The sequence below is a fragment of the Pseudomonas sp. JS425 genome (genome assembly GCF_018223845.1).
Taxonomy (GTDB): Bacteria; Pseudomonadota; Gammaproteobacteria; order Pseudomonadales; family Pseudomonadaceae; genus Aquipseudomonas; species Aquipseudomonas asiatica.
The window spans coordinates 2733450-2749172 of the sequence record NZ_CP073661.1 but is presented as its reverse complement, the minus strand read 5'-3'; the positions used below and the strand labels follow the sequence as shown (position 1 = coordinate 2749172).

Sequence of the window (15723 nt, the reverse complement as noted above, 5' to 3'; positions counted from 1 at the left end):
CCCGCGTATGGGGCGCACTGCCCCCTTTCCCCCATTGAGCCGGGCCGGGGGCGCCCGCCTGTTCAGGTCGGCTTGAGGCGGGCAACCAGCCCCGCAAAGAGTTCCTGATGCGGATAGGCCTCGCTGATCAGCACGCGGATGCGCCGGCTGTTGCGAATGATCACCGCACCGATCTTGAGCAGTTTCAAGCGCAGGTTATGGATGCTCATGCGCGCCAATGCGGTGCCCTGGAGATGATCGCGTAGCCGTTCGAACAGCACATAGGCAAAGGCCGACAGCATCAGCCGCCACTGGTTGGTCCACCAGCGTGGGCTGGAGGTGCGGTCGGCGAACAGATCCAACTGTTGGTCCTTGATCCGATTCTCCATGTCGCCACGGCCGCAGTAGTCTTCGTAGTACTGCTGGGCAGCATCCTCGGCAAAGCGGGACACGACGATGAAGCGTGGATTGGCACCCTGCTCGCCATGTTCCAGGCGCGACACGACCAGGCGGCGCCTACGCCAACTACCGGCCTGATAGAGGAAGCGATACACGCCGGACATCTTCTGCCCGGTTTCTTGGTAGGCCTCGGCGACAGCTTGCATGGCCGGCGCCGCCATCCGCTGCAGGCGGGTGTTGCGGGCCAGACCCACCACATAATCCACCTGCTTGCGGTCACACCAGTCGAGCATGCGATGTCGGCAAAAACCGCCGTCACCGCGGAACACGATGCGGGTCTCTGGCCAGAAGCGGCGAATGAACTTGACCAGCAGTGCCAGGATGGCCCAACTGTGTCGGGCGCCATCGATGTTGCTCGGGCGCAAATAGCTCACCAGCAGATGGCGACCACAGAACACATAGAGCGGCAGGAAGCAGTAATGGTCGTAATAGCCATGGAAGAAGCGCCCTTCCTGATCACCATGCACCGGCACATCGGTCGCATCGAAGTCGAGCACGATCTCAGCCGGCGCCTGGTCATGCTGGGCGATGAAGTGCTCCCACAGCAGGCGATGGGCTTGCACCACCGTTTCGCGATCGGCTTGCTGTTCCAGGCGCCCCAGAGTGGATTTGCCGGCCAGCGGTTGCAGGCGGTTGACCGCAGTCTGCAGCGCGTAGTCATGGCGCAGGCCGTCATGATCGTTGAGATCCTCGTAGCCGGCGGCCAGTGCATAGATACGCTGGGCGAGCAGTGTCTGCAGTCCGTGCTGGACACGCCCAGGATCACGCCGATCGGGAACGATTTTGGCCAGGCGGCGGGTCAAGCCATGTTGCTGGTCGACCTCGCGCAGCAGCAACAAGCCCGCATCCGAGGTGATGTGACCACCGGTGAAAGAGGCCTCGACGAGGCGGCGAGAGAGGGGTGAAAAGTGGAGTTTTTCTGGTAGCATTTTGTGCGCGGCTGAAGACTTATGGGGCTTTGTTTGGCGACAAGAATCATAAGGCTTTCAGCCGTTTTTGTTTATGCGGTCATGAGAAATCCGGGCTAACGCTCGGGTCATGGATTCACCTGGGCGGGAGTCGAATGCTTCTTCGTGAAGGGCCATGCCGGAGCTTGCATACACACCGATGAACATTTGTGTGCTGCCCGTCCGTGAGAGACGCACTTGAACGTCAATCGTGATGCCTTGGTCCAGCGTCTCGTCATGTGTCCGATGATGGAGCGTAGGATCAGCCCAGTTCCAAAACACATCGCCGCGAATGCGCATGCCCGTCCTCCTACGACTTTAGTCTTGTGTTGTCACTCCACCATAGCGGAGGAAACGGCGCGTGCAACGGTTTTCTGCATGATGTGCATCTAACCCGACTGCCGGGGATTTGCTTGTACAAAAAATAAAAGCCGTATAAGTTCTGATGAATTGGCTTGTCTAAATTTTTGTGCGCGAATCGTGAATCCCAGAATATAATGAGCGTTTAACAGCGCGGCTGATCACAGTTAAGCTCCTCTTTATCCCTGTTGGTCGGCTACGCGGTTAAATGGGGCGCTCCTGCAAATAAAGGGTGATAACTATTTATTAGGTCGCGTAGCGCGCAATCCATTCATAAGTGACTCGGTTTCTTCCATGATCAGTCTTAGGCGGATGTGCAGTTGCGCTAGGGTGCTGACAATTGAATTCAATTGCTCGTGATCAAACTGGTTTGCCATGAGTGTATTGCGGCTTAAGCTCGCACTATTGGAACTCTCGAAAGTGGTCGCTTTCATGATAAGAAGGGTGGCCTTTGATTGTGCAGAAATCATTTAGTGGTCGGCCTGAGCTCCAGAATTTTCTTACAAGGGTCACACGCTCATCATCGCTGTATTGTTTTGCCTGCTCGTTTGCAATCTGCTTGCTAGGCATGTGAAAACTCCAGTGCTGCAGCGGAAGGGTAAAAAATGGGTGGCACAAGGTGCTCAATGCTCGGTAGCTATATGACCCAGTCAAATAGAAGTGCTGCCAGCCCGGCACCTACTATTGACCCTGTCAGAATCATCAGCCACTCCAATATTGACGTATGATTGCCCATATCAGATGTGCCTCCGAAAATTCATAAGCCATGCATATGAATACAAAGGCAGCTACGATTGCGATAGCGCCGTAATAAAAAAATGTCTTGTCCGTGGATGGGGCCATGGGGCTATCTCCGGTAGAAAGTCATTCCGTTCGCATTATTGGAAATAGCTCGGACGGGTTGCGCGAATCAGAAATCATCTTTTCGCATTCTGTTATGGCTAGCGATTTATTCGGAAAATTCCGCTTTATTCTTATTTTTTCTTGATTGTCGTAGATGTCGAACCCTCCCGAAGTGGTAGCGGCGTAAAACCGACTTCCAATCTGAAATGATTCGTTTTCTATAGGTACTGCTGGAACGATAACGAATCTTGGTTGCATTTTGCCATCTCCCCCTTGGAGACCTAAGTAATAGCCAGGCTCATACATAGACGCAAGAGGGCTCACAATAAATTTCGCCCGAAATCTTTCTGCGTATTATTTTGAATGCTTGCTCTAACTTTCAACTCCCCTCATTTTGGAGCGTACTGTCAGCATCGCCAGCAGCTCTGAGACGATCCGTGAGGTGTCGAGTACAGAAAGGGGGGTGAAAAAGCGCTCGTTGCGAGGGGATTGCGACGATTCCAAGTGGGCTGGACTGAATCGCCCACGGTTTGGCAGATACCTTCAGCCTTAAATCGATGGCCCTTAACTCCCTGCAGGCCGGCTAATTCTGACCGGTTTCTGCCGATGCCGACGGGCCGCAATGGGTCGATGGCGGTCAGTCCCGATTGGCTGCTACTGACCCATTACTGCTGGTGAGCCGCACAGCAATCCCTGTGGGAGCGGGCGCGCCCGCGAAGAATCCAACGCGGAGCCTGGCACCTGCTGCGCCGGTGTTCGCGGGCACGCCCGCTCCCACAGAGTGCGCGTCGCGCTCACGAAATCAGTTGTTTTTCAGCGGCTGCTCTGGGTCGATTCCGCCGGTCAAGACGTGCCCGTGCACAGGTCACATTCGATGCGAATGGCTGGTCAAGTCGGATGCAAACAGGTGACCGTCATGCCACGGGCGTACATGGCGATGATTTTGTCATCGAATCCGGTGTAACGGCGCTCATGCTTGGGGATCAGAATGGGCTCAAAACTGCCGTCTCGATCGCGAGGTATTTCCAGTCGCAACGGGCCATAACCCGTCAAAACCGTCTTCCCACTCTTGCCGTTACGCTGGTTGGTTTCATCCTCTGGGCGCTGCGCGCCCGGCGGTTAACCCAGGTGGGTGGCCAAGTGCGGCACTCAAAGCGCGTTCGATGTGGGCCTTCTTGAACGCCGCAGAGGCATCCTCGATAGCTTCCGCGGACAGCAGGCCCTCGCCGAACTGCTCCATCAGCTTGGCGATTTTGGGTAGGTCACGCAACAGGATCAGGCTGAGGACCGGGCGTACCGGAATGGGTAGCTTCGAACCGTGATCGTGAAGATCCCCCTTGTCGAGAACAACATCGATCAGCAGCTATGGCAGATGCTCTAAGCGAAGCGTCAGGTCAGCCTGGAGCTCATTGAGCCAGAAGAGCAGCAGGACATGCTGGCCAAGGCGATACTCGCCGCGACTATCCAATAGACTCACTCAAATGACCGACCGCTCCAGAAACACACGTATCGTGCGTTTTGGGCCCGACCTAGTTCTGCCAGCACGCCGGGTAACGTTTGCATACTTCAAAGCGCTGGTCCAGATCGGCCATGCGTGCTTGATGTGCGCTGAATGCTTCTTTCTGAAGTTCCCGCAGGGTCCGGTAGTAATATTCCAGCATAGTGTTATTGGTGATCATCGCCTTGCTGCGGTCTGCGGTCTCACTGTCCGGAAGCAGTTCCTTGATCGACGGGGTGTCGAGCAGGCCCAGTTTATTGCTGTAGTAATCCTTGTACAGCTGCAACGAGCGCGCATGGCTACTCGCCATGTCGTTGGCCGATTGCTCCAGGTTAAGGCGGTATTCGGTCCAGTAGGCATCCGGCAGGGTGAAGCCCAGGCGCCGCTTGCGCTCCTCAGTTCCCTTATCGAATAACGCTGTCTGCGCAGTGGTGTCGGCAGGAGCGTACTTCATCTTGGCTATGACGCTGGCGTCCACGATCTGACTGATCAAGGCCATACGCTCTGCTGACTGCGGTTGTGCCTGGGTGGGTTTGGGGAAAATCGGGTTGCTGCCGGAGCAGGCGGGCAGGCCTTTGTTGGTTAGCGCGATGGGCGAACGCACCGCCTTCCCGTCGATCTCACGCAGCCGGTTAAGCGTGACCAGGCAATTGTTACCCACGTAGCGGAAGTTCGCTTCGTATTCGCCACCGCTCTGAGGCGTGAAGTTGAACGCGACGGTGCAGACACTGGCGGAGCCCAATGTATTGGCACGAACAAACAACTCGCGGCCCGGTTGTAGCCGCACCTCCAGATAAGCCTTGGCGTCGTTTGGCGCGGGGATACTCATGGCTGCGCGACGTCGGGTGTTGGCGGTGAACAGGTTGTTGAGCAGCCCTGTGGTCTGTCCGCCACAATGGGCAGCGTCGAACACATCCATCGTCGAATTTTGATTGCTGCTGATGAAGCGCAGCTTTGCCGCGTCGGGCTCGGTGGCGTCTGGATAGGTACCGTTGATACTGCACCCGCTGAGGGAAAGGGCGGCGATGCTGACGGCGCCAAACATGCGCCATTGGTAGAGATCGAACATGTTGATGTATCGTCCTTGATTCACAGGAAAGCGAAAGGCCGCCATCCTAGTGAAGGCGGTAGCGGCCGTCTAGCGCGCCTATTCCAACAGCGTTTCCTTTTTTTCACCGAGGTAATGGAATGCTTTGCTCGCACCACATCGTCGCAATCGGCCTGATAGGACTATTGGCCGGTTGCTCGCAAATACCCACTGAGATGGCATTGGATTCAACCACTTATAACGCGCAAAATGCCGGCCTTGTGATCGGCGCGCTGATAGGAGGTGGCCCTTATGGCACCTACCTGGAATTCCAGGACATCAATAGTCACAAGACCTATGGCTGGGGGCCCAAGGACGATTACTCGGCGTGGTTGCCCGCCGGGGAATATGAAGTCACTCGCCTGGGGCACCGCCGCGGGGTCATGGGCCCGTATTCCAGCCCGCTGCGGTTCACCGTTAATCAAGGGAAGCTCAACTACCTTGGGGAGATGGTGTATGACTGCTCATCCGTCGCTCAGCCGGTCGCGCTCTACGGCGTGATGAACTGCGGATTTCTCGCACTGGACGAATGCACGGTCCCTCACGCTACCGTGAACGTGTGCGTCGTGGACCGGCAGGGCCAAGCGATCAAGCATTTCATGCAGCAGCACCCGGAGCAATCCCGGTTACCCGTGCAAAACGCAGTCATGTCGCTACGCTAGCTGGCACGCCTTTGACCATCAGAGGCCTCTGGCATGATCGCTGCCCGGCCGCCTGAATCATCACGACGTTCTCTACGCGGCGCAGGGCCTGCTAGCCGAGCGCAGCAGGGCAAGCGTTGATAGCCTTCACGACCTGCTGGTACCTCTGGACGAGAGCCTTGAACCGGCCATTGCCCTGCTCGGGTATAAGCCGGTGCTAAAGGGAAACCGATGAGTGGAAGCGCTGAAGCACACCGCGTTGGGTTACCCACCCCGTAACATTCGAGCGGCATGTCTGCTTTGGGTCGAAAGCAGACTTTCTCAGGACGTACCATCTTCCGCGCAACTGCCAATCAGTGAATAGTTCCGCCGCCGTGGCCAAAGGCTTTCATTTGATAGTCGGTTACAGCTTGGAACAGAGACTCAGCTATCAGGCGTAATCTTTCCACCTCTATCGCAGGCGCGCCGGTATCCTGCGCTTCGTGGTAGCGGCGCATTGCCTCAATTGCCTCGGTGTAGGCTGGGTGGTCGGGCGGCAAAATCTTCGACTGTTTGGGCATCAGTGCCTCGATATCAGTGAATTGATTCAGACAAACTGCCGGCTTCAAGCACCTGGAAATCCACTACCGCGTGATAAACGGAGTCAGCCAACACTCTAAGCCGCTCGATTGTCTCTGGAGATGCCCCGTTATCTTGCGCGGCCTGATGCGCCCTTATCGCATCAAGGGCTTCGCGCAGTAGCGGCTCGCCGGCTTTGGCCATGCCTTCCAAGGTTCGCTTCATGCTCTGCCCATTCTGCTATGTTGATCCATCATAGGACGATAGCGACGGTCTGATGGCCGGCATCGATCCAAGGCCTTGTGTTTAGCAGTTCAGGCCTCATCGCGGCAAACCGGTTCCCATAGGAATATCACCAGCTTCCAGACCTGCGCCAGCCTCTGTGAGAGCCGCGCGTATCGGCGATGTGTCGCGAAGCGACCCCAATATTCAGGCGCCGGGTCGATAGCTGCCGGCAAGAGCCAAGCATACCTAGGCTGCCTTGGAAAAATCGCTCCCTTCCAAACGTGAGTTGTTAGGCCATATGTCCATCACAATCCGCAGCAAACCAGCATAAGCCACACTAAAAATGGGGGACCAGATGGGGGACCAAAAACACACAGGCACAAAAAAGCCCCAAAAAATCAGGGCTTTAATGAGAATTAGTGGCGGAAGCGTAGGGATTCGAACCCAGAAACCATCACACATCCGTTGGCAGCTTCTGTCCCCCCGCACGGAACACTTTACCAGCGATGGTAGCCTGCCCCGGCCAAGCGATCGCATACGAACAGGATCCATCTCGGTTCCGCCGCCCTCGCCACGGAGGTACACTGAGCTCCATCTGGTTCCATCTCGGCAGCCGTCAGAAATCGCCGTTCCAGATCGCGGATCCATGTGAGGGTATCGAGGGTATTTTTACGGGTATATTTTTAGTTTTTCTAGCTGAAAACACCGCCCTAAAGGCTAATCCAAATGTTCTTCGGGGACCCTGAAACATTACGTTCCTGCCCACTCATTCGACGGTTTGCCGGGCTACACCCGAGCGCTGCTGAACTGTTTGTCTCTACCGCTAACCGGCAACGCTTGACTCTACCGTAAGGGGCAGACTTTACCCTTGGCACTTCATTACCTGGAGTTTGTCATGAAGAGCAAACGCATGCTCGTAATCCTCGGCCACCCTTCGAACGACAGCTTTTGCGGCGCTGTGTCCGAACGTTACGTCGAGGCCGCCACGCAAGCAGGCCATGAGGTGCGCTTGCTGCGCCTGGACACCCTGGTTTTCGATCCGGTCTTCCAAGGCTGCAGTGCGTGCCTTCGCCCGTAACTGGATCCTCGACCTGAAAGATCGCAACATCCGGGTAAACACCATAAGCCCCGGCGCGACTCGCACCCCGGGTCTGGTAGACCTCGCCGGCCCGGACGCAGCTCAGCAGCAAGGCCTGCTGGACTACCTGGCATCGCAGATTCCCTTGGGGCGCGTCCGGTAGCCAACTTCGTGCACCCTTATGTCATGCGTGAAAAAGGCTGGGTCGGCCCGCAACACAAACGCATCCAGCGCAACGACCTGCTGTTCGCGGTATTCGTCGGTATCGTCATCAACCTGGCGATCTGGATCGTCGGCGCGGAAATCCTGCGGCCCAACGGCATCGAGGTGAAAACGCTCGGCGACCTGGGCAAGGCGTTGGAACTGTTCTTCGGCCCGATCGGCTGGTACATCTTCTTCGTAGGCGTATTCGCCACTTTGTTCGCCAGCATTTCCGGCAAGACCACTGCGTTCCCCATGCTGATCACCGACGCTTTCCAACATGTGAAGCCCGAACGGCGCGAACGCTATGGAAAGGAATTCCACAACGACCCGATGCACAAGTGGTTCATGTTGTTCATCCTGGTGACGCCACTGGTCTGGTCGATCCCGGGCATGCCCGACTTCGTGACCCTTACCATCGGTGTCAGCGCGCTGAACATCATCGGCCTGCCGGTGATCTCGCTGGGCCTGCTGATCATGTCCAACCAGAAATCGCTGCTGGGCAAGGCGTACCGCAACAACTGGTTTGAAAACATCGCGCTGGCATTCGCCACTGGCCTGGCGTTATGGGTAGCCCTCCAACTTGCAGTGGACCTTATCGCCTGAAGGTAATTGGCGGCCCTGGCTCAATGTTGGCCAGGGCTTCTTTGTGCGCCTCTGGCCCTGCGCGCCAATACCACTTTGATGCAAACCAGCAGCGGCGCAGGCACGACAAACAACAACACAACAGCATTGAACACAGTGTCGAAGGCAATTACCGCTCCTTGTCACGCCACTGCCCGCCTCAACAGACTGGTAGCTGCACGGCCAATTTGGGATAAGTGAATTACTGCTACGCTTTTCAGTAGCTGTCCGGGAATATTCGACGCCGCATTAGTGATTCATCACAGACGAGTTCCGTTGTCGGTCGGGCCCACCCTTTGCTCATCCAAGGTGCCGACATGGCTGAGTTCAAGAAGCGTTCAACCAAACGGTTGTCCAGGGTAATAGACGACATCCGTGAAGATAAGAATTTTCACTCGCTCAAGGAGAGACTGGAGGCCGGCAAACGTCTACGAGATGTCATGCCGCGGGCGGCTCAAGCAACGTGGAAATGCAAGCCCAGGCAGCGTGATCCTGTCGGTTTGCTCGAGCTGTCCAACCGTGACCGACATCCGGCACTGGTGCCTGTGCGTTACGGGCGAATGCTGCGCAGTCCATTCACCTTCTTGCGCGGCTCGGCCGGCCTGATGGCACGCGACCTCGCCACACTGCCTTGCACCGGCGTACGCGTCCAGGCGTGCGGCGATTGCCACCTGCTCAATTTTGGCTTGTTCGCCACCCCTGAACGCAACCTGATCTTCGATATCAACGACTTCGACGAGACGCTCCCTGCACCTTGGGAATGGGACATCAAACGGTTGGCGGTCAGTTTTGCCGTCGCCGCCCAAGACAATCGGCTGAACGATAAGGAGGCAGGACAACTGGCCATGGCCTGCGTGCAGGCCTACCGCAAACGCATGCGTGAATTGTCGGAGATGAGTCCGCTTGACGTCTGGTACGACCGCTTGGACGCTCAAGCGATCATCGACATGGCACCCAGCATGAAATACCGCAAAGCGCGGCAAGAGTTGATAGCCAGGGCCAGAACGCGCATTGGGGACTACCTGTATCCCCAGATCAGTGATGAAGTGGGCGGTAGGCGGCGCCTGGTCGACCAGCCGCCAATCCTGTTCCATATCCATGAAGCCGGTTTTGCCAAGCGCGTGAAGCTGGCTCTTGAGGATTACCGCAGCTCATTGCTACCCGAGCGCAGATTTCTCTACGACCGTTATCGCCTCGAGGACTTTGCAGTAAAAGCCGTAGGCATCGGCAGCGTGGGCACGTTCTGCTTCGTTGGCTTGTTCTTTTCAGCCGAAAACCATCCGCTGCTGCTGCAATTCAAGGAAGCCTGCCCATCAGTGCTGGCGCCCTATGCCGGCAAGAGCGAATTTGCCAATCAAGGTCAGCGCGTGGTTACCGGCCAGCGCCTTTCGCAGTCCGCCAGCGACATCTTTCTGGGCTGGACCGAAAGCAGCAAGGGCCGGCAGTTTTTCGTCAGACAACTGCGCGATATGAAGATGTCATTGCCGGTGGAAGGTGCGTCTTTCGAGCAGATGAACATGTATGCGCAGGTGTGCGGCATGACATTGGCGCGGGCGCATGCCAAGTCAGGGGACGCAGCACTGATCAGCGGATATCTCGGCAAGTCGGACGCCTTCGATCAGGCCCTTGGCAAGTTTGCCCTGGCTTATGCCGAGCAGAATGCCAGGGACTACGCGGCGCTGGTCAACGCCGAGAAAAAAGGCAGGATAAAAGCGTTTCGCGAGGAAGACGATTGAGCACTGCCATGGCCTATGCCCGGGAGTGACCCAACTGCATTTATCTGGATTCAAGAAGATGAATGAAAATCGTGTTTCCACTGCGCATTCAAGCTCCTTCCGTTTCAACAGAACCGCTCTCGTCGCGGCCACACTGATGCTGACCGCCTGTTCCACGCTCGGCCCCTCTACTATCGAGCGCGATAGAAGCGATTACGCGACCGTCATAGCCACGACCTGGAAAGAACAGACCCTGTTGAACATCGTCAAGTTGCGCTACGCCGATGCCCCTGTGTATCTGGAGGTGTCATCGGTGATCAGTTCCACGGCCATCCAAAGCCAGGTAAACCTTTCCGCAAGTTGGTTCAGTGGTTCACCAGCCGAGGGTAACAGCCAGACATTGGGCGCTTCCGGCCTTTATACGGATCGCCCTACCATCAGCTACACCCCGCTATCCGGTGAACGCTTTTCCCGCTATCTGCTCACGCCGCTTTCGCCAGCGGCGATATTCTCGCTGATTCAGGCGGGCTATCCGGTCGATCGCGTGCTGCACCTGACCACGCGTGCTGCAAACGGCTTGTACAACAGGTCTACCTCCCCGTCTCGGCTACGTTCAGCAGACCCCGAGTTCTATGCGGTGCTGGATGCACTTCGGCGGATTCAGCGTTCGGAAAAGCTGGGTATGCGGATCAGTCAACGTGCTGGGGCTGACAGTGAGCTGCTGCTGATTGCCGACACCAGGTCGGAGATCGTCGAAAAAGACCGCCAGCTGGTGCGTCAGTCGCTGCACCTTCGACCCGATGCGGAGGTACTGCACCTCACTTTCGGCTCGGTGCAGCGGAACGATTCCGAAGTGGCCTTGCTGACGCGCTCGATGTCGGAGATCTTCTCGGAAATTGCCGCCACCATCGACGCCCGCCCATCCATGTGCAAGAAGGGCGGGCAAACCCCGCGCCTGCCCTTCCTGTGGTTTCCAGCGAGTGGGACGCGCCACTGGTGCGTATCTTCTCAAGCGAGCACAAGCCAGATAATGCCTATACGGCCGTGCGCTATCGCGATCACTGGTTCTGGATAGACGATCGCGACCTGAGGTCCAAGTCCGAGTTTCTGTTCATCCTTGTGCTCTTGTCCCTTGCCGAAACCGGCGTCGCGCCGGAAACACCAGTCATCACCATCCCCGCCAACTAGTCCGGCAGCGGATACAGGCTTTGCAGCAAGCGGTCCTGTGCGGACTGTGGACCTAGGTAGCGAACGAACAGCGCCTCACCTTGCGGGCCCGAGAGGGCCTGGCTCAAGGCGGTATCCACCAACAAGCGAAAATCAACATCTCCCCTTGGCATCGACAACGCCACCCGGCTCATGACGAACAGGTGATCCGGAACCCACAGCTGGTCGCGTTCGGCTTGCCGGGCCTGGTGGGCCAGCAGGACCACCCTGTCTCCGAGGAACGCGTCGACCTTGCGGTCGGCCACCCGTTGCACCCCCTCCTCGTACGTCGACACTTCCTCGAGCGTGGATTGCAAGCCAAGCTGGCGGATCCGCTCATGGGCCCAGCGGCTGCTCAAGGTGCCACGCAATACGGCGAAACTGTGCTTGCTCAGCCCTGCATTGATCGTCGCGCGCCAGCGCGGGCCGGTATTGTCCGTGCTACCGCTGAGGGGGCTGAGCAAGCTGGCAGGTGCATCGCGCCTGACCAAAGCCGCGAGGCCGGAGGTAAACACCGGAATGGAAAAATCCAACGTGCCTCGTCTGGTTTTGGTTTCCACCATCGGTGTACACAGCAGGTCGACCTGCCCGTTGCCCACGGCCCGAACAGCCTCTGGCTCTGCCAGTGAGTGCCAGCGCACCTGCAAGCCAGCGAGCCCTGGCAATTCCCGAATACGTGCGACGACTGCTTGGCAAAGGTCGATGGAATACCCCTCCGGAGCCTGATCGCTGCCTGATGAGAAGGGTGCGAACCCCTCCATGAATCCGAGGTTCAGCACCTGCTCCTGGCGTAACCGGCCCAACGTGTCGGCAGCGGCGACGGTGCTGTCCGCTGACGCGCACGACAGCAAACTGAAAAGACACCAACCGGTCACTTTCGATCCGCGCTTCATGGCGCACCTCCGATCATGTCCAGCGCCTTGACGAAACGTTTGGCAATGAAGCCGAACAGCAGGTAACCCAGCGCCATGATCAGTGCCGCACCGAATACGGCTTCCAGGCCCGAGGCGTACAGTGCGTAGAAGCAATAGCAAACCGCGACCACCATGATTGCGCTGTTACGGCGAAAAATGGCTGCCTGTACCTGGGCCTTGTACATGATCACCAACAGCCCGGTCAGCGAGGTGATGTAGGGGATGATGTTGGTCACGGCAGCCAGGTTCACCAGTTTGCTGAACTGGGCGCTGGCATTGGGCGAGAGCGTCGACAGGGCAATGAGGCTCTGCAGCACCGCGCAGGTCAGCATGCCCGCCAGTGGCACGCCACGGGCCGTGGTGCGTGTAAACAGCGTTGGGAAAAGCCCCTGCCCGGCGGTGACCCTGGCGGTTTCAGCCAAGGTGAACTGCCAGCCAAGCAACGAACCGACGCAAGCGATCACCGCCAATGCCATGATCACGTTGCCGACGGAGTCGTTGAACATCTGTGCATAGACCATGGCGAAGGGCGCGCTGGCGTTGGCAAGCTCCGGATTCGGCACGATGCCCTGGATGACACTGGTCGAGAGGATATAGATCACGGCCGCGCCAAGGGTGCCGAGCAAGCATGCCAGAGGCACATTGCGCTTCGGATTTTCCACCGCGTCGGAGTTCTGCGCAGCTGATTCCATACCCAGGAACGCCCACAAGGTCAGTGGAATGCTGTTGGTTATGGCCTGAGCCACCGGCATTTGACCTGGATTCCAGGCGTCCTGGAAGGTTGCGAGGCTGAACCAGTACCAGCCGATCAAGCTCAAGCCGGCAACCGGGACGATGACACCCCACACGCTGACCGCGCCAATACGACCGGTAACCTCGGCGCCACCCAGGTTGGACAAGGTGGTAAACCAGATCAACATCACCGCTCCTGCCAGTAGCGGCCCGCCGCCACTGCCAAGCCAGGGAATGAAAGGCGTGAGGTAGCCCACGGCGGAAATGGCGATGGCCACGTTGCCAATCATCAGTGACAGAAAGTAAAGGTAGGAGCACAGAAAGAAAGCAGACTTGCCATGGGCTTGTTCACTGTAGGCAGACATGCCACCCGATTGCGTGCAGTAGATGCCGCATTGCGCGAAACAGTAGGCGATAGCCATCGAGCCTATGGCCGTGATCACCCAGGACAACAGCGAGACAGCGCCGATCTGCGCCATGCTCGCCGGCAGCATGATGATGCCGGACCCCATCATGTTTACCGTGACCAGTGTCGTCAGTCCGACCAGGCCCATTTTCTTTGCTTTTTCACGCATGGCGGCAACCTCCGCGAAAGCCTGTCGAAGAACCGATCGTCACTTTCCAACGCTGCGTCCCAACCGACGGGCCCCAGGTGCAGCGCTTATGCCGTGCAATACCACGCTGAGCACGACGCAAGCGATAGTCGTGGCGATGATCGTGCTGCCCTCTTGCAACCGTGCATCGAGTACCAGCACAGCGAAAACGATAGACGCTAGACCACGCGGCCCGAACCAGCCAATGAACAGACGGCTATCGGCAGTCAGTTCGCTCCCGGCAAGGCTGACCCAGACAGGCACCATACGCACCAGCGACAGGCTCAGCAGCGCGTAGAACCATACCGAGGGCGACAGGATTTGCGAGGCCTTGGGCGCAACGTAGGCACCGAACACCACCCAGGTCAGCAGCGAAAGCGCTTCACCGCAGGATTCGCCGGTCTTGAGCAGCAGTTGCGTTTCCCGATTGAACAGGTACCCCGTAAGCAATCCTGCGCAGAATGCCGCGATGAAACCGCTTCCGCCCATTGCCTGGGCACTGGCGAAACTCAGCAACGCCAGGGCGGGCATTACCAGTTGTTGCCAAGACTCCACCTGCAGGCAGCGGCGCTGCGAAAGACGCAACAACCCTCCCACCATCAGCGCCAGCACAGCCCCCGTCAGTGCGCCGATACCCAACTCCTCAAACAAGAAGTATCCCCCCAGGGCAAAAGGCATCGTCGAGCGGCTCTCCATCAACAATGCCAGCAACAAGAGCAGCACCGGCACGCAAATGCCATCGTTCAACCCGCTTTCGACATTCAGGCTTTCACGCACGCTGGCTGGCACGAGGGGGTTGGTCACCACTGCCTTGCCAAGGGCGGCATCGGTGGGGGCCAGGATTGTCGACAACAGGGCCATTTCCAGCCAGGGCATGCGTGGAAACATCAGCCACGCAGCTAGCCAACCGGCGACCAGGGTCAGCGGCAAGCCGATCGCCAGCAGGCGCAGCGGCAGGCTCCGGTTGCGGCGTAACTGAGCCAGATCAGCATGGGCAGCATCGCTGAACAACACGATCGCCAGGGTAAGCTCGGCCAGTAGCCGAAGATCATGGCGGTCCAGGGAAAGGTTCAGTAACCCGAGCCCGGCCGGGCCGGCCACCAGGCCCGCCAGCAGGAACAACAGGGGCCCGTTGACGGGTCTGGATTCGAGCGCGCCGGCCAGGTTGGCGTAAAGCACCAGCAAGGCAGCCAGGACAGCCAGATTCTGATACATGACAACCCACCGTGATCGACACGACTGTATAAAAACGCTACCACTGCGTCCGTGGCGCGGCGATCCCAAAGGCGGCAGAAGTTATCTTAGGTCAACAGTTGAAGTAATTAACCTGCAAGACCGCTGCGCATCGGGCGGTGCCAGCCCCAATGCCCTCGACATCGACCGCAAGCATTGTCATGGAACTGACCTGTGCTTGGCTTTTATCAAGTCCAATTGGCGGTGGCAGCGTAATTTGCCAATGACCATTGGCCGGCTACGGACAAGAATCATGAACCGCCCCGCTCCCTCACGCGTTCGCCTGTATGACGAACAAGATCTCGATAGCGTGCTGCGTACAATGGCGTATCAGGCCCTGGCGCTGATGCCTGCGCAGCCCCTGGTACTGGTGGGAATTCAACGCCGAGGTGAGCCTTTGGCGCGGCGCTTGCAACTGCACTTGCAGCAACTGACCGGAAGTGCCGCGCCACTGCCGCTCTACCCGATCAAGGTCAAGCGCTACGCCGACGACCTCAGCCTCCTGCATGCCCATACGCAGCTCACCGAGAACCCTGAGCTGGCCAAACTGAATCTGGCCGAAACCACCTTGCTGGTGGTCGATGACGTGCTGTACGAAGGGCACTCCCTGCTGCGCACCTGCGCTTACCTGGCTGAGATTGGGGCGCGACGGGTACTCAGCGCGGTGCTCGTTGACCGTCACGCCTGCCGCCAACCCGTGCATGCACACATCGTGGGCATACACCTGCAAGTCGCCGAGCAGGACATCGTCGAATGTCATGTGCCGCCTTTCGAAGCGGATTTCAGCGTGGAAGTGATTCGCCACGGCCGAGCCGGCGATACCGCCTGAA

General features: G+C 58.0%; 13 protein-coding genes and 4 pseudogenes. 7 read left to right on the top strand and 10 right to left on the bottom strand.

The window, feature by feature from the left end:
• Positions 1-62: 62 nt before the first annotated feature.
• From KDB76_RS12615 to KDB76_RS29765, 5 genes and pseudogenes are all read right to left on the bottom strand, one after another.
• Positions 63-1367 carry an IS1380-like element ISPa33 family transposase gene (locus tag KDB76_RS12615; RefSeq protein WP_038409882.1) on the bottom strand — a complete coding sequence of 435 codons (1305 nt, stop codon included), beginning with the start codon at positions 1365-1367 and terminating at the stop codon, positions 63-65.
• A 57-nt stretch (positions 1368-1424) separates the two neighbouring features.
• Positions 1425-1685, bottom strand: a complete 261-nt coding sequence (locus KDB76_RS12610) for a hypothetical protein (RefSeq protein ID WP_049870807.1) — start codon at positions 1683-1685, stop codon at positions 1425-1427.
• A 924-nt stretch (positions 1686-2609) separates the two neighbouring features.
• A complete protein-coding gene (locus tag KDB76_RS29770) occupies positions 2610-2846 on the bottom strand; it encodes a hypothetical protein (RefSeq protein WP_080708154.1) in 237 nt (78 codons plus the stop codon).
• A 651-nt stretch (positions 2847-3497) separates the two neighbouring features.
• Positions 3498-3828: pseudogene (locus KDB76_RS12605) on the bottom strand (transposase); the annotation flags it as partial.
• 289 nt (positions 3829-4117) lie between these two features.
• Positions 4118-5155, bottom strand: a complete 1038-nt coding sequence (locus KDB76_RS29765) for a hypothetical protein (protein ID WP_235208038.1) — start codon at positions 5153-5155, stop codon at positions 4118-4120.
• A 119-nt stretch (positions 5156-5274) separates the two neighbouring features.
• Between KDB76_RS29765 and KDB76_RS12590 the strand changes: the two genes are divergently transcribed.
• Positions 5275-5835 (top strand): hypothetical protein, encoded by a 561-nt coding sequence (locus tag KDB76_RS12590; RefSeq protein ID WP_038409441.1) that lies wholly within the window; start codon positions 5275-5277, stop codon positions 5833-5835.
• Positions 5836-6167: 332 nt separating this feature from the next.
• Here KDB76_RS12590 and KDB76_RS12585 read toward each other — a convergent pair whose 3' ends face one another.
• Together KDB76_RS12585 and KDB76_RS12580 are read right to left on the bottom strand one after the other, a co-directional pair.
• The gene (locus tag KDB76_RS12585; protein WP_038409440.1) at positions 6168-6374 is read right to left on the bottom strand and encodes a hypothetical protein; all 207 of its coding nucleotides are present in this window, start codon (positions 6372-6374) and stop codon (positions 6168-6170) included.
• Positions 6375-6387: 13 nt separating this feature from the next.
• Positions 6388-6597: a hypothetical protein gene (locus KDB76_RS12580; protein WP_016488107.1), complete on the bottom strand. Its 210-nt coding sequence runs from the start codon at positions 6595-6597 to the stop codon at positions 6388-6390.
• A gap of 895 nt (positions 6598-7492) precedes the next feature.
• Between KDB76_RS12580 and KDB76_RS12575 the strand changes: the two are divergent.
• From KDB76_RS12575 to KDB76_RS12555, 5 genes and pseudogenes are all read left to right on the top strand, one after another.
• Positions 7493-7642: pseudogene (locus KDB76_RS12575) on the top strand (NAD(P)H-dependent oxidoreductase); the annotation flags it as partial.
• Positions 7629-7832 (top strand): annotated as a pseudogene (locus KDB76_RS12570) (SDR family oxidoreductase); the annotation flags it as partial. The pseudogenes KDB76_RS12575 and KDB76_RS12570, both read left to right, overlap by 14 nt.
• A 2-nt stretch (positions 7833-7834) precedes the next feature.
• Positions 7835-8482, top strand: a pseudogene (locus KDB76_RS12565) (divalent metal cation transporter); the annotation flags it as partial.
• 335 nt (positions 8483-8817) lie between these two features.
• Entirely contained in the window at positions 8818-10236 is a 1419-nt protein-coding gene (locus tag KDB76_RS12560; RefSeq protein WP_232108991.1) for a DUF2252 domain-containing protein, read from the top strand.
• A gap of 58 nt (positions 10237-10294) precedes the next feature.
• Entirely contained in the window at positions 10295-11290 is a 996-nt protein-coding gene (locus KDB76_RS12555; RefSeq protein ID WP_232108990.1) for a hypothetical protein, read from the top strand.
• Positions 11291-11399: 109 nt separating this feature from the next.
• Here the strand turns inward: KDB76_RS12555 and KDB76_RS12550 are convergent, their stop codons facing one another.
• From KDB76_RS12550 to KDB76_RS12540, 3 genes are read right to left on the bottom strand one after another with little or no spacing between them, the layout of a single operon-like run.
• Entirely contained in the window at positions 11400-12314 is a 915-nt protein-coding gene (locus KDB76_RS12550; protein ID WP_023662720.1) for a transporter substrate-binding domain-containing protein, read from the bottom strand.
• Complete coding sequence (gene potE / locus KDB76_RS12545) at positions 12311-13642, bottom strand: putrescine-ornithine antiporter (protein WP_038409439.1); 1332 nt, start codon at positions 13640-13642, stop codon at positions 12311-12313. Before potE ends, KDB76_RS12550 begins: the two co-directional genes overlap by 4 nt.
• 39 nt (positions 13643-13681) lie before the next feature.
• Positions 13682-14875 carry a cation:proton antiporter gene (locus KDB76_RS12540; protein ID WP_023662718.1) on the bottom strand — a complete coding sequence of 398 codons (1194 nt, stop codon included), beginning with the start codon at positions 14873-14875 and terminating at the stop codon, positions 13682-13684.
• 271 nt (positions 14876-15146) lie between these two features.
• On the opposite strand from KDB76_RS12540, the gene KDB76_RS12535 reads away from it, so the two are divergent.
• The gene (locus KDB76_RS12535) at positions 15147-15722 is read left to right on the top strand and encodes a phosphoribosyltransferase family protein (RefSeq protein WP_023662717.1); all 576 of its coding nucleotides are present in this window, start codon (positions 15147-15149) and stop codon (positions 15720-15722) included.
• Position 15723: the final 1 nt, after the last annotated feature.

What these genes read in the sequence shown, in the direction of transcription:
- KDB76_RS12615 (WP_038409882.1), bottom strand. Translation starts at nt 1,367, where the DNA reads ATGCTACCAGAAAAACTCCACTTTTCACCCCTCTCTCGCCGCCTCGTC.
- KDB76_RS12610 (WP_049870807.1), bottom strand. Translation starts at nt 1,685, where the DNA reads ATGCGCATTCGCGGCGATGTGTTTTGGAACTGGGCTGATCCTACGCTC.
- KDB76_RS29770 (WP_080708154.1), bottom strand. Translation starts at nt 2,846, where the DNA reads ATGCAACCAAGATTCGTTATCGTTCCAGCAGTACCTATAGAAAACGAA.
- KDB76_RS29765 (WP_235208038.1), bottom strand. Translation starts at nt 5,155, where the DNA reads ATGTTCGATCTCTACCAATGGCGCATGTTTGGCGCCGTCAGCATCGCC.
- KDB76_RS12590 (WP_038409441.1), top strand. Translation starts at nt 5,275, where the DNA reads ATGCTTTGCTCGCACCACATCGTCGCAATCGGCCTGATAGGACTATTG.
- KDB76_RS12585 (WP_038409440.1), bottom strand. Translation starts at nt 6,374, where the DNA reads ATGCCCAAACAGTCGAAGATTTTGCCGCCCGACCACCCAGCCTACACC.
- KDB76_RS12580 (WP_016488107.1), bottom strand. Translation starts at nt 6,597, where the DNA reads ATGAAGCGAACCTTGGAAGGCATGGCCAAAGCCGGCGAGCCGCTACTG.
- KDB76_RS12560 (WP_232108991.1), top strand. Translation starts at nt 8,818, where the DNA reads ATGGCTGAGTTCAAGAAGCGTTCAACCAAACGGTTGTCCAGGGTAATA.
- KDB76_RS12555 (WP_232108990.1), top strand. Translation starts at nt 10,295, where the DNA reads ATGAATGAAAATCGTGTTTCCACTGCGCATTCAAGCTCCTTCCGTTTC.
- KDB76_RS12550 (WP_023662720.1), bottom strand. Translation starts at nt 12,314, where the DNA reads ATGAAGCGCGGATCGAAAGTGACCGGTTGGTGTCTTTTCAGTTTGCTG.
- potE (WP_038409439.1), bottom strand. Translation starts at nt 13,642, where the DNA reads ATGCGTGAAAAAGCAAAGAAAATGGGCCTGGTCGGACTGACGACACTG.
- KDB76_RS12540 (WP_023662718.1), bottom strand. Translation starts at nt 14,875, where the DNA reads ATGTATCAGAATCTGGCTGTCCTGGCTGCCTTGCTGGTGCTTTACGCC.
- KDB76_RS12535 (WP_023662717.1), top strand. Translation starts at nt 15,147, where the DNA reads ATGAACCGCCCCGCTCCCTCACGCGTTCGCCTGTATGACGAACAAGAT.